This is a genomic window from Paenibacillus sp. FSL M7-0134 (assembly GCF_038007865.1).
In the GTDB taxonomy this organism is placed as follows: domain Bacteria; phylum Bacillota; class Bacilli; order Paenibacillales; family Paenibacillaceae; genus Paenibacillus; species Paenibacillus polymyxa_B.
In genome coordinates, this window is record NZ_JBBOXV010000001.1 from 2,036,325 (window position 1) to 2,050,724 (window position 14,400).

The following is a 14,400-nucleotide window of genomic DNA, read 5'->3' on the forward strand; positions in this document are numbered from 1 at the left end:
CGTATGCAGTGTACGTCTCCTGCTGGAGGGATGAGCTTGGGAAGGAACGGTATGCGCTTATGAATATTACGAAACGACAACGTGACATCGTGGAATATCTTCTGGAGCAGTCCAAAGAGGTTACAGCCGGGGAAATTGCCACGAAGATCAATGTCAGCACAAGGACGGTTCATCGGGAACTGGGCGCAGTCGAGCATTGGCTGGCAGCTCTTGAGGTGAAGTTGGAGAAAAAGTCAGGGATTGGTATCTGTATAGATGCTGACCCAGCTCAGCTTGTATGCCTGCGAAGGCAATTGCTGCATACGAAGTCAGACGAATATTCGGCTGAGGAGAGAAAGATCGTGGTTCTCTGCATGCTGCTGGATACACGGGAGCCGATCAAGCTGCTGGCGCTGGCTTCGGACTTGAAAGTCACGGTAACTACGGTCAGTCATGATCTGGACGAATTACAAGGCTGGATTGGGGAACGTGGACTCATGCTTGTGCGCAGACGGGGGTACGGGGTCGAGATTACAGGGCGGGAGACAGACAAAAGACGGGCGATTTCCGAGCTGGCTCTCGAATATTTGGATGAATCCGATCTGTTTTCAGCCCGGGAAGAACTTCGTTCTGTAACCCGTGTCGCCGACAAGTTGCTGGAGATGATTGGCAGAGATAACCTGCTGATTGTGGAAAAGGCCCTCTGGCAGCCCCATGAAAAATGGTTGGAAAACATGGTGGAAAGCAAATACATGGAGCTGCTGATTCAAATTTGCGTTTCGCTGGTACGTCTGCGACTCGGGTATGTTATAGATCCTCTTCTCTCGTATTTAAAAACAGATTCAGATGAAAATATCATGCTTCGCACAGCTATGGTGGAACGCATATGCACGGAGTTGTCAGAGGCGCTGGATATTGAATTTCCAGAGCCGGAACGATCTTATCTCAGGCTACTGTTTCGTGATGCCGAGGATCACTCCACCCGGCTACTACCGCTGGATGATCTCGTACTGCTGGAATCGGTTCATGAGTTGATTCGTCGTGTGGAGGAAGAGACAGGCACGCCATTGGAAGAGGACCGTGTTCTGCGTGAAGGACTGATTGCCCACATGGCCCCGGTGTTCAAACGTTTGAAGGAAGGCAGGTCGATTCGTAACCCCCTCCTTCAGCAAATACGTAAGGACTACAGCAGCTTATTCGACTCAGTGAAAAAGGCTGCGGCGGACATGACAGAAATGAAAGTGCCAGATGAAGAGATCGGATTTCTCGTCATGCATTTCGGCGCTTCGCTGGAGCGGCTACGACAATTGCGGCGGGAGGTGCGGGCCATCGTAGTCTGCACGAGCGGCATTGGATCATCCAGACTTTTGGCAACAAGGCTCGCCAAAGAGCTCCCACAGATCAAAATTGTGGATAGGGCTTCATGGTACGAGGCGGCGCGGATTCCCAAGGAGGATTATGATCTGATCATTTCGACAGTAGAGCTACCGCTTGAACCGGATCGGTATCTTAAGATCAGCCCGTTGCTGACGCAGGAGGAGAGTGATCGCCTGCGTCAATTCATCCAGCATATTACACTCAATCATCCCAATGACCATCAGCAGGAACAGGCTGTTCAGCCTGGTCAGGATATGGAGTGGCTTACCGGTCTGCGGAAAAGTCTCGAGGAAATTGTACACATTGTACAGCAATTTCAAGTGTATCCACTGGAAAATCAGGGGATGGATATGGCGGCGACCGTAGAGGCTATATGCATGTTGGAGGCGGGGCGGGGAAATGTTACAGAGCCTTCTGCGGTTGCTGCACAGCTCATGGAAAGAGAGCGCCAAGGTAGTCAGGTGATCTCTGATACCTCCATTGCTTTAGTTCATACGCGCAGCCACTATATTCGCAAGCCTTCGCTTACCTTGTATAAGCTGGCAGAACCGCTGTTGGCGGATACAGACGAACAAGTAGAATGCGTGCTGCTCATGTTGGGACCTCGTGAGTTGCCGAGAGAAAGCTTGGAGGTATTGAGCGAGATTAGTGCATTACTCTTGCAGGAAGATATGGTTACGCTACTGGAACACGGTAGCAGGGATCATATTGTCAATTATATATCGAGTGAGCTAGCTGAATTTTTCCACAGTAAATTAGGGACAGGGAGGAACCTACCGTGAGTATTATGACGATAGACAAAGTAAAAATGAACGCAACCGCCAAAGACAAATATGAGGCGATTCGTATGGCTGGACAAATCCTGCTGGATGCAGGACATATTTCAAGTGAGTACATTGACAAGATGCTGGAACGCGAGGAGATCGTGTCCACCTATATCGGGAACGGGTTGGCTATTCCACATGGCACCAAGGAATCCAAGATGCTTATTCAATCCACAGGCATCTCCATCGTTCAGTTTCCACAAGGCATAGATTTTGGGGAAGAAAAAGCATACATGGTAATCGGCATTGCAGCACAAGGCGGCGATCATATGGAGATTTTGACGAGTATCGCTGTGGTGTGTGCGGAGGAAGAAAATATGGATAAACTTCGCAACGCGGTGACCCCACAGGAAATTATAGATCTGTTCGAAAGTGAGATGGAGCTATGAGAGCCGTCCACTTTGGAGCAGGAAATATTGGTCGCGGCTTTATCGGATTGATTCTGTCGCGTGCAGGCTATGAGGTTGTCTTTTCAGATGTCAACGACACCCTTGTATCCGAGTTACGTCGTCGTAAACAATACACCGTAGAGCTAGCCAATGATACAAAGGATACGGAGCTGGTCACGAATGTAACGGCGATTGACGGCAGAGATGCATCCGCTGTAGCGGATGCGGTAGACCATGCTGATCTGGTAACGACCGCGGTAGGGGTTAGCATCCTCAGGCATATTGCAGCAGGTATTGCCGAGGGAATAGCGCGGCGGGTGGAGCGAGGGGCAGGCCCGCTGCATGTGATTGCTTGCGAAAATGCAATCGGAGGCAGCGCCCAACTGAAAGAGCATGTTTTTGCGCTACTGGATGAGGCGACTCGTGCCAAGGCAGAGGCTTCGGTATATTTCCCCAATGCTGCTGTAGACCGGATTGTGCCGATCCAACACCACGAGGACCCGTTACATGTGCAGGTAGAGCCTTTTTACGAGTGGGTGGTGGATCGTTCACAAATGGCACCTGAGCATGAAGAAATCGAAGGCATCCTGTACGTGCAGGATCTAGAGCCTTACATTGAACGAAAGCTGTTCACGGTGAATACGGGGCATTGCGTGGCAGCCTATCTTGGTTATACCGCAGGTTATGCTACCATCCAGGAGGCCATGAAGGATAGCAAGGTGGTGGATTCGATACAAGGGTCACTGGAGGAGACAGGAGCAGTGCTTGTGAAGCGCTTCGGTTTGGATCAAGGGGAGCATAAGAAGTACATCTCTAAAATTTTGGATCGCTTCCGCAATCCTAATCTGACAGACGATGTTACTCGAGTCGGACGTTCACCGTTGCGCAAGCTGTCTCCAAATGATCGTCTTGTACGTCCCGCGCTCCAAGCGCAGGAGTATGGCATCCCGACGGATCATCTGGCGTTAGGAATGGCGGCTGCCTGTAAATTTGATATTACGGAGGACCCCGAGGCAGTCGAGCTTCAGCAGGTGATCCGCAGTGAGGGACTGGGTGTGGCGCTAACGCGTTATACTTCCATAACCGCAGATCACCCGTTACATCGGCAGATATTGGAGCAATATGATATTATAAATTCATAAAACAACGAATTATAAACATCTATTCTCGGAAATCCTCTTGAAGACAAAGCATCGACATCAACACTAACGTGTTCTGTAGAGATGTGCTTCAAGAGGATTTTTATATGCGTGATTTACATCACATAACAACCTGCTTAAATTGTTTATATTGATAATGATTATCATTATCTATAAAATGAAATCATTACTATTATAACTATTAGGGAGGATTATAGTGAAACCGATCTATATTACCTTAGGGTTTTTATTTTTGGCGCTTGGAGTTATTGGTGTAGTGCTACCGTTGCTACCGACTACACCGTTTCTGCTGCTAGCGACCTTTTTCTTTATGCGGGGGTCCGAAAGGATTCACCAGTGGTTTTCGAATACCTCTCTGTACCAAAAGCATCTAGAGAGTTTTGTTCAAACAAGGTCGTTGAAGCTGTCTACGAAAATCACCACATTGGGCTTAGCGTCAGCGATGCTGATTACAGGCTTTATTTTCACCCCTAATATGTGGGGCAAAGCGCTCATCGTCTTGGTCATCCTTTTTAAATATTATTACTTTATATTCCGAATCGGAACAGTGAGAAACGCTGCAGCAGAAATAACGCCTTCATCTTCACTTGCCCCTACTCCGAAAAAAAGGTCTAAAATGGTCGACAGCCGTCTGCTCGGTCTAGTGGAACATTCTCGGAAATATATCGTATTGGGTGTGCTTGTGCAGTGGATCGGTCTTTTGGGGAGTATAGCCGCTGTGTTGTCTATGGCCTTTGTTATGCAGCAGGCATGGGAAGGACAAGTGACTCGCAAGCTGATTCTATCTATGACGGTCATTGTTATTGCTGCTATTGCAGTTCGCTGTCTGAGCAATTATGCAGCCAGTATGTTATCCTATCGTGCTTCGGTAAATGCTAAAAAAACGCTGCGCTCGCAAATTTACGGCAAGTTGCTCAAAATGGGACCCGCATATACAGATCATACCTCCACCTCGGGGGTTATACAGGTTGCTGTAGAAGGGGTAGAGCAGCTTGAAACCTATTTCGGTAGATACATGCCTCAGCTATTTTACAGTCTGCTTGCCCCTGTAACGTTATTCATCACCCTCTCTTTTGTCAGCTTCAAAGCAGCCATTATACTGTTGATCTGCGTTCCCTTAATTCCAGTGTCGATCATTGTCATTATGAGGATGGCTAAAAAGCTTTTTCGGAAATATTGGGGCAGTTACGTCAATCTGGGCCACAGCTTTTTGGAGAATGTACAAGGTCTGACTACGCTCAAAATGTACGGAACAGACCAGGATAAACATCAGGAAATGAACACAGCAGCGGAGGATTTTCGCAAAATGACGATGAAAGTGCTGACTATGCAGCTTAACTCCGTGGCCATTATGGATCTTATCGCATTTGGTGGTGCCGCTGCGGGTGTACTGGTCGCGGTAAGCGAATATTCTTCAGGCCATATTGGCTTGGCGGGAGCAATCATCATTGTTTTGCTGTCGGCAGAATTTTTCATTCCTCTGCGTCTGCTGGGTTCTTACTTTCATATCGCCATGAACGGAATGGCAGCAAGCGACAAAATATTTCAAATGTTGAGTACTGAGGATCTTATACAAGGACAAGAAAGCATAGAAAACACAGATATTCGACTGGAACAGGTGAGTTTCGCCTACGACGAAAGAGATACCTTACGAAATATATACATGGATATTCCCCAGGGCATCTTTGTTTCAATTGTTGGGGAATCAGGCTCTGGTAAAAGTACGGTAGCCGGATTGATCGTTGGGCATCACGAGGGGTATCGAGGAAGTCTGACGATTGGAGGAAAAGAGCTTACCGAAATTTCAGAAGGAAGCCGCATGCGTCACATGACCTGGATCGGTTTTAACAGCTATATTTTTAAAGGCACAGTGGAAGCAAATTTAAAAATGGGCAATGAGCACGCGGATGAGCAACAAATGCTGGAAGCTTTGCGACAAGTGAAGCTGTATGATTTTATCCTTTCAGAAGGAGGACTGGAAGCAGAACTGGAGGAGCAAGGGGCAAATCTGTCAGGAGGACAGCGCCAACGGCTAGCACTAGCCAGAGCATTGCTGCATGATAGTCGTGTGTACATTTTTGACGAGGCCACCTCTAACATTGACAGTGAAAGTGAGGAAGGCATTATGGAGGTTATACATGCGCTGGCAGGTCAAAAAACAGTGATTCTTATCTCTCACAGACTGGAAAATGTAGTTCAATCCGACTGTATCTATGTGCTGCAAAACGGTTTGGTGGCAGAATCGGGAACGCATCATGAGCTGTTGAGCCAGCAGGGACATTATGCGGAGATGTATCTCAGTCAACACCGGGTAGAGCAGTTTGTAAAAGGAGGGGCTGTATATGCGTAGACATGGATTACGGATCATGGGCCAATTATTGGTATTGGCGGGGCCTCTTTTACCTGTGCTACTCATCACGATTGTTACAGGAGTGCTTGGTTTTGTTTGTGCTATTGGCATTATAGTGTTTGGAGCCCTAGCTCTGCTTACAGCAACGGGCATCACGACAGGCTACACCATGTCGTTTTTGCTGACGGCGATCGTGGTTTGTGCCGTACTACGCGGCGTATTCCGTTATGGCGAGCAAATGAGTGGTCATTATCTCGCTTTCAAGCTGCTGGCTGTACTGCGTGATAAGGTACTTCAAGCCCTGCGCAGACTCGCTCCAGCCAAATTGGAAGGCAAGGACAAGGGGAATCTGATTTCACTCATTACGAGTGATATTGAGCTACTGGAAGTATTTTATGCGCATACGATAGCGCCTGTTATGATCGGCATCATCACTTCACTACTCATGGTGTTTTTTATCGGTTCTTATGAGCCTCTATTAGGCTGGCTTGCTGCGCTTGCTTACCTAACTGTCGGTTTATTTATTCCTTTACTCACGTCACGTATGGGCAAACGTCAGGGGATGGAATACCGAAGTAGCTTTGGCAAGCTGAGCAGTTATTTTTTGGACAGCTTACGGGGTATGAAGGAAATTGTGCAATATGGGCAAGGAGAACAACGTTTGAATGAGATTAACCGTCGTACGGATCAATTGGATGCCAAGCAGAAGGACTTGAAGCATCATGAAGGTATCACAAGAGCCATCACAGATGCGGCTGTAGTTGGATTCTCATTCTTGATGCTGCTGGCTGGATTGTACGGTATGTCTAATGGTCAGGTTGACTTTACAGGTATGCTAATTTCTGTCATTGCCCTGTTTAGTTCATTTGGTCCTGTCGTCGCACTGAGCAATTTGTCCAACAATTTGCTTCAAACGCTGGCGAGCGGGGAACGAGTGTTGAGTCTATTGGAGGAAGCCCCGGAGGTAGAGGAAAATATCGAAGGGATGAGTGTTGCCTTTACTGGGGTACAAGTAGACAAGGTGACTTTTGCATACGATGGTCAAACGGTGCTGAATGATGTAAGTCTCACGATACCGCATAAGCGGATTCTAGGCATTCAGGGTAAAAGCGGCTCTGGTAAGTCTACGCTGCTGAAGTTGATGATGCGATTTAGGGACCCGCAGCAAGGTGGAATTTTGCTATCCGGACACGATTTGAAGGAAATTGGAACCCGACATTTGAGAGGGTTACAGAGCTATGTAGACCAGCATACGTTCCTGTTTGATGATTCAATTGCAGCTAATATCAAAATCGGAAAGCCTGATGCTACACATGAGCAGGTTGTGGAAGCAGCACGTAAGGCATCAGTGCACGATTTTATTATGACCTTGCCTCAAGGGTATGACAGCCGAGTTGGAGAATTAGGGGACAGGCTGTCCGGTGGAGAACGCCAACGCTTGGGGTTGGCGAGAGCCTTTGTCCATAATGCGCCTCTCTTACTGCTCGACGAGCCTACCAGCAATTTGGACAGCCTGAACGAGGCGATTATTTTAAAATCGTTAAAGGAACAGCAGCAAGATAAAACGGTTGTCCTTGTTTCGCACCGAAGTTCTACCATGCGGATTGCAGACGATATTTTTGAAATGGATAACCGTAGATTGTCCTGACTTTTCTAACGTGTTTTTTAACGTACTTATTTAGCGATAAGTGATGAAATCTAGGAAATTATTGTTATGCTTGAGGGCAAAAGCTGTAGCCTGTTCATGGTTTTGTCATAAAATGGAGTGTGCGTTGAAATGGAAGCGTCATCCTTATTTAAATCATCCAGCTTTTCAAGCTTGTCTTATTTTGATAGCCTATTAGGTGAAGATTTTACAAAATCCTGAGGTATATTGACAAGTCATAAACATCATAAATGATGGATGAACAGAGGCTGTAAGCCGATGTACAGAAATGGGTGGTGAACAGGAATGTCAGATTTCAATCAGCTCAAAGAGCTTGAGCACACAACATATCCCATATATGAAGGCTATGATTTGGGTCTTACTTATACGCCTGTGGGCAGCAAGTTCAAGGTATGGGCACCGACTGCGCAGCAGGTCCATATAGCGTTGTATAACGATGCGGGGGTGTACGATCAGGAGGGGAACGTTCAGGAGCACAGCGGTGGTCAGGAATTTCTCATGAGCCGTGATGATCAAGGTGTATGGTCTATAGAGCTGGAAGGGGACTGGAACAAATATTATTACATGTACAGGCTGGAGTGGGCGGACAACACCATTCATTATGCTGCCGATCCATATGCCACAGGGGTATCAGCCAACGGGCAGCGTACAGCGATCATTGATTTGGCTCAAACCAACCCGGACGGATGGGAATTGGATGTGGGGCCTACACTTAAGCGGCCGACGGATGCCATTCTCTATGAGCTTCATGTACGTGATTTTTCGATGGATACCCATTTTAATACGGGGAAAAAAGACTTATTTGCTGCTCAGGGACGGTTTGAGGCCTTTACGTATACGGGATTGAAGGATACTGAGGGGAACAGCATCGGGCTGGATCATCTACTGGAGCTGGGCATTACACATGTTCATTTGCTTCCAGTAGCTGATTTTCATACGGTAAATGACTTTGCGGAATTAGATACTGAATATAACTGGGGCTATGATCCGCAGCATTATAATGTGCCGGAGGGGTCTTATTCTTCCAATCCGGCTGATCCGGAGACACGCATACGAGAGCTGAAACTGCTGGTACAGTCTTTGCATACTGCCGGCATCGGTGTCATTATGGACGTTGTGTACAACCATACTTATTCGGTGGAACAGGGGCCATTTGAGCCTGTTGTACCTGGATATTATTACCGTACAGATGAACAAGGGCAGCTCACCAATGGATCAGGGGTAGGTAATGAGGTGGCAACCGAACGTCCGATGGTGCGCAAGTATATCAAGGATTCACTACGCTATTGGGCAGAGGAATATCATATAGACGGCTTTCGATTTGATCTGATGGGTCTGATTGATACCCCAACCGTGGTGCAGCTTACGCAAGAACTTCGCTCTGAAGTGCGTTCGGATCTGCTTATCTATGGTGAGCCTTGGACGGGAGGAGAATCTCCGCAACCCTTGCTTACGCTAAAAGGAACGCAACGGGACAAAGGCTTTGCTGTTTTTAACGACAACTACCGTTCTGCTATTAAGGGGGATAGCGACGGTACTGGGAGCGGGTTTGCCACAGGGGCAGAACATCAGGAGGAACAGGCGCTTAAAGGTGCTTTTGGGGCTATTCATGATTTCACAGCTCAGCCATCGGAGACCGTCAATTATGTAACTGCCCACGATAATCTCAATCTGTGGGATAAAATTTTGACGGTAAGACATTTGCGGGAGCATTGTCGTTTTCCACAATGGGAGCAGGGGAAGCCACAGGATGGGAGGACACCTGAACAAGCTGTTGCCGAAGCAGACCCGTATTGGGAACTGGATGAAAATAACTTGCTAGAGGACGAAACCGTACGCAAGTCCCTGTTAGCTAACGGCATGGTACTCACATCTCAAGGTATTCCTTTTATTCATGCAGGGGATGAACTGCTGCGCTCCAAATGTGGAGACCATAATAGCTACCGAAGCTCAGATGTAGTCAATGCCATCCGTTGGGATAACAAGGCGAGGTTTCGCCCAGTGTTTGATTACTACCAAGGCTTAATTGCTTTGCGACGCAGCCACCCGGCATTCCGAATGGATCATCGTGAGCTGGTGGAGCAGCACATGGAAGTGCTGCAAAGCAGTGGGCATGTGGTGGCTTTTGCTTTGAGGCACCATGCTAACGGTGATGCCTGGAATCATATTGTGGTGATTTATAACGGCTCGGATGCAGAGCAGACGATAGCATTGCCTGCGGAATCGGATCGTTGGCATGTGGTCGTGGACGCACACGGGGCTGGTAATGAGACACGGTATGAAGTCGTAGGCCATCGTGTAACCGTATCACGCTGGTCGATGATGGTGTTATATGATCAGGAAGAACCTGCACGAGTCTCATTTGTGACTGAACAAGATCAGGCTAATCGTCAGGCGGAGAACGAATTGGAAGACTCGGATGAAGGGACAGATCAAGAAATTGCAGGTACAGCCATAGCGTTGACAGATGTCCAGCTTGGAAAAGATAGTGAAGTCGCCCCATTTCGCACGATTGAACTGATCTACGAGCGTGCGGATCGGCAATACACTGGCTGGAACGTATGGGTATGGGGAACGGGGCACCGCGACGGACATGTCGAATTCCGTGATTTGGATGATGGTCGTGCAGTAGCGCGTATTCAGGTGGCCCCTGATATACAGCGAATCGGCTACATTGTCCGGCTTAATCACTGGGATGCTAAGGATGTGGAGGCAGATCGATATATTGATATAGACCCGAACCAGTCTGTGATGCAGGTATTGATTCATAGTGGCAGAGAAGAATATTTGCTACTGGTAAATGATAATCGGGCCGGATAGACTTGTATGCTTGGTCGCTATATACACGCAAGTAGCATTTTTCGATCATTTCGAGAAATGCTATTTTTTTATGCAAACGTGTGTCAGTTTCAGAAAAAAGGGGTAAAATAGAATTATGGACTTGTTTAGTTTTGCCAGCTTGCTGGCTTATAACCTGTAGTACGACTGGTAAACAGGCAAGATTCTTGGAGGAAAATCATTTGTAAGGTAACCTGAAGGAGGTTGTATATCATGAGTTCTAATGGAGGAAGTATTCAACTGACCGCCCAGCCGAGAACAGAGAAGAAGGGTTCGGCTATTCGTGAATTGAGGTTAAAAGGACGGATTCCAGCTGTGGTTTACGGCTCTGAGCTTGAAGGAACCCCTGTACATGTCGATGCCAAGGAATTTAATAAAGTAGTCAGAACCGGACGTTCAGAGGTGTTCAACCTCACTGTAGAGGGTGGAGAAACCATTCCAGTTATTATTAAAGATTATCAACAGCGTGACAACCAATGGTTGCATGCCGATTTTTTGAAAATTGCCAAAAACAAACCGCTTCGCGTGCGTGTTTCTATTGATTATCAGGGTACACCTGTAGGTACAAAAACAGGCGGTATTCTGCAAGTTCAGGAAACGGAAGTAGAAGTCGAAGGTCTTCCGGCTGATTTACCATCTACCATTGAGGTGGATGTATCCGCACTGGATGTTGGCGACAAGCTGAGCGCTAGCGACTTGAAACTCCCTAAAGGAGTAACACTGCACGTCCCTGAAGAAGAACTGCTTGCTTCTATTATCGTTCCGCGTGCAGTTGAAGTGGAAAATGCTGCTGTGGAAGGTGATGCAGCGGCAACCGAAGGCGCTAAAGAGGCTTCCGAAAACAAGGAATCCTAATGTTGTCAGTTGGTATATGAACCTTTTCCAATTGCGAAGATCATCAAAAATGAATTCAAAATCGCTCCCTGTCTGGGGGCGATTTTTTGCATTCATTCATTTATTTACGATTACATACTCTTTCCCTTTAAAATTGTTCTGTTGTAATTTGGAAATTAAAGGGAATGTGGAGTGTTTGTACGATTTTCATTCACTACGTGTTCTGATATGACGATATATAAAGTATGGCATTTACATTTTTATTTTATAAATACCTAATATATATCTAAGGAGCGCGTACACAATCATGGACAGAACGAGTGAATTGTTGTGGCAAAGAAACAAATTGGTGATCATTATTTTTTGGATTATGGCCTTGAGCGGCATCGTCCCGGCATTATCTAATCCCTCGATGTGGGTATCTAATGGTGTAGGATTTGTAGTCGCGGCAGTTTTAACGATCCTGAATATGAAAAAGAAAGGAATCCGCCTTATTCCGTGGATTACTACGTTTTTTAGCGTATTAATGTGTATATTTTTGAACTTATCTAGCGTCGAGGTAGTGACCACCATATTAATTTGCTCTTTGTTTTTGCTGTATCCGTCTTACCGATATTTTCTGGTAGCTATGACCTTAAATCTCTGTAATATTTTTGTGCAAATAACAATCGGTACGCCCCCAGTTCCCCCAGCTACCGGTTCTTTGCGCTATGTGCATGAGTTTATTATTGTTTTACTTATTGGTTTGCTACTGTTAGTGGTATCGGTGTTAAATCAAAAGCAGTTTAAGAAAAGTGAAGAGCAAAATAAAGATATCGATGCTACAAGGCAACGAATTGAATTTCTGTTTGAGCAAGTTAAACAAGCAGTGGCTGGATTGCATAACTTTACAGAACGATTTAGGAATCAAGTGGATGCTACGGGCAGCGTGACGCATGAAGTCGCTATCGGGTTTCAGGAGGTTGCCAAAGGGGTAGAAATGCAAGCTTCGAATATCACCGAGGTTACGGATAACTTGGCCCAATCTGACCGGCACGTGCGAGAGGTAGCTGATCATTCCCGAGAACTGAAGCAGCTTTCCGAAGATACGAAAAATGCCGGGGACAGAGGGAGCAGTCAACTGCTGGCATTAACGTCTCAAATCAAGGATTTGGGTCAGGTCATGAGTCGTACCAAAGAAGAACTGGACGAGTTTAAAGTACAAAGTGATAGCATGTCTGCCATGCTTAAAGATATTACTCAAATCTCAAAACAAACTAATTTGCTGTCCTTGAATGCATCCATTGAGGCCGCCAGAGCGGGAGAGCATGGAAAAGGATTTGCCATCGTAGCTGGAGAAGTGCGTAATTTGGCTGAAATGGTAGGGAACACCTCGGTGGCGATGGAAGGTATCTTGACTCAACTGAGAACTCAGATGGATTCTGTCGTTAACCAATTTGATATGGGACAGCAAAGGCTACAGCAAAGTATGGAATCGGCACATTCGACCGAAATTGTACTGGAGGATATCCTGCAAAATGCCAATAAAGTGCTGCAGCAGGCCGTAGATGTGGAAAACAGTACGAATAGCATGCAGCAATACTCATCTCAGGTTGTTCAAGAAATGACGGAATTTTCAAGTGTAACGGAACAAGCGAGTGCAGCGTCAGAACAAATTTTGGCTGGAGTAGAGGAGCAACGAAATATAACCTCCAATATGGTGACCGGGTTTAGTGAGCTGGAGGCGTTGATTATCCAATTAAAAGAACTGGTACATGATCAGAAGGAGGACAACATTCCTACCGAAATCAGCAAAAGCAAATAACCGAAATGCTTCATTATCGGACTATAGATCCGGGGATTATCGCTATCTAGCGGTACTCTCCGGTTTTTTACTGTGTTTGAAGAAGGGAAATGAAGATGGGATTTCTAGAAGCTATAATTAGATGGAAGTTGATGGTATAATTTGTGGCAGTTTAAATGCTTTGTAACTAAGGGGGGATGACCATGATCATAGGAAAGCAAGCACCCAAATTAAAAGTTGGAGACGAGATACGTATTCTTTCGCCGTCCAGAAGCTTGTCGATCGTTTCTGAGGAAAATCGCTTGATTGCCCAGCAACGACTGGAGGAGCTAGGGTTTAAAGTGAGTTTTTCGCAACATGTGCTGGAAAATGATGATTTTACATCTTCCTCGATAGAGTCCAGAGTCGCAGACTTGCACGAAGCTTTTGTCGATCCAAAGGTAAAGGGCATCCTGACTTCAATTGGGGGCTATAATGCCAATCAGCTCCTTACCCATCTTGACTATGAACTGATTGGAGCTCATCCTAAACGATTATGTGGTTATTCGGATATAACAGCGTTAAGCCATGCGATTTATGCAAAAACGGGGCTTATCACGTATGCAGGACCTCATTTTTTGACGTTTGCCATGTTGCGAGGAAATGATTATACGACGGCGTATTTTCAAAGGTTGATGTTGGAAGAGGGCAGCATTCAAATCCAGTCTTCGTCGGAGTGGAGTGACGATACTTGGTATCTAGATCAGGATCAAAGAAGCTTTTACCGCAATGCGGGTCCGTATGCGATTCATGAAGGTGAAGCAACGGGTACGATTGTGGGCGGAAACTTGTGTACCCTGAATTTGTTGCAGGGGACTCCGTATATGCCGAGTCTGGAAGGAAGCATTCTATTTGTTGAGGATGATTACGAAAGCTCTCCCGCTACGTTTGATCGGGATTTGCAATCACTGTTGCACCAGCCTGGATTTGATCAGGTTAAGGGGATCATCATAGGACGATTTCAGCAGGCGTCGCATATGACAGAAGAATTGCTGCGGCAAATCATTAGCTCGAAAAGAGAATTGGCCTCCATTCCAGTGATTGCAGATGCTGATTTTGGTCATACTACGCCGCAGTTTACATATCCGATTGGTGGGAAGGCTAGCATCCATGCCCGTAATGGCAGGGTGAGTACTGAAATATGTGAATAATTAACACAAC

9 protein-coding genes are annotated in these 14,400 nt (G+C 46.4%); all 9 read left to right on the forward strand.

What is annotated here, in order from left to right:
• The first annotated feature begins 59 nt into the window (after positions 1 to 59).
• The 9 genes from NSQ58_RS09130 (at position 60) to NSQ58_RS09170 (ending at position 14,390) form a co-directional block, all read left to right on the forward strand.
• The gene (locus NSQ58_RS09130; protein ID WP_341057210.1) at positions 60 to 2,138 is read left to right on the forward strand and encodes a BglG family transcription antiterminator; all 2,079 of its coding nucleotides are present in this window, start codon (positions 60 to 62) and stop codon (positions 2,136 to 2,138) included.
• Complete coding sequence (locus tag NSQ58_RS09135; RefSeq protein WP_028542458.1) at positions 2,135 to 2,569, forward strand: PTS sugar transporter subunit IIA; 435 nt, start codon at positions 2,135 to 2,137, stop codon at positions 2,567 to 2,569. Before NSQ58_RS09130 ends, NSQ58_RS09135 begins: the two co-directional genes overlap by 4 nt.
• The gene (locus NSQ58_RS09140; RefSeq protein ID WP_023989872.1) at positions 2,566 to 3,711 is read left to right on the forward strand and encodes a mannitol-1-phosphate 5-dehydrogenase; all 1,146 of its coding nucleotides are present in this window, start codon (positions 2,566 to 2,568) and stop codon (positions 3,709 to 3,711) included. The genes NSQ58_RS09135 and NSQ58_RS09140 overlap by 4 nt, the downstream gene beginning before the upstream one ends.
• Before the next feature lie 214 nt (positions 3,712 to 3,925).
• Positions 3,926 to 6,079 (forward strand): DUF454 family protein, encoded by a 2,154-nt coding sequence (locus NSQ58_RS09145; RefSeq protein WP_341057212.1) that lies wholly within the window; start codon positions 3,926 to 3,928, stop codon positions 6,077 to 6,079.
• A complete protein-coding gene (cydC, locus tag NSQ58_RS09150) occupies positions 6,072 to 7,727 on the forward strand; it encodes a thiol reductant ABC exporter subunit CydC (protein WP_053325946.1) in 1,656 nt (551 codons plus the stop codon). The genes NSQ58_RS09145 and cydC overlap by 8 nt, the downstream gene beginning before the upstream one ends.
• A gap of 303 nt (positions 7,728 to 8,030) precedes the next feature.
• A complete protein-coding gene (pulA, locus tag NSQ58_RS09155) occupies positions 8,031 to 10,565 on the forward strand; it encodes a type I pullulanase (RefSeq protein ID WP_341057214.1) in 2,535 nt (844 codons plus the stop codon).
• 231 nt (positions 10,566 to 10,796) lie between these two features.
• Complete coding sequence (locus tag NSQ58_RS09160; RefSeq protein ID WP_028542463.1) at positions 10,797 to 11,438, forward strand: 50S ribosomal protein L25; 642 nt, start codon at positions 10,797 to 10,799, stop codon at positions 11,436 to 11,438.
• Positions 11,439 to 11,724: 286 nt separating this feature from the next.
• Positions 11,725 to 13,221, forward strand: coding sequence for a methyl-accepting chemotaxis protein (locus tag NSQ58_RS09165; protein ID WP_053325944.1), 1,497 nt, complete (start codon positions 11,725 to 11,727; stop codon positions 13,219 to 13,221).
• 182 nt (positions 13,222 to 13,403) lie between these two features.
• Positions 13,404 to 14,390, forward strand: coding sequence for a S66 family peptidase (locus tag NSQ58_RS09170; RefSeq protein WP_053325943.1), 987 nt, complete (start codon positions 13,404 to 13,406; stop codon positions 14,388 to 14,390).
• The last annotated feature ends 10 nt before the right edge of the window (positions 14,391 to 14,400 follow it).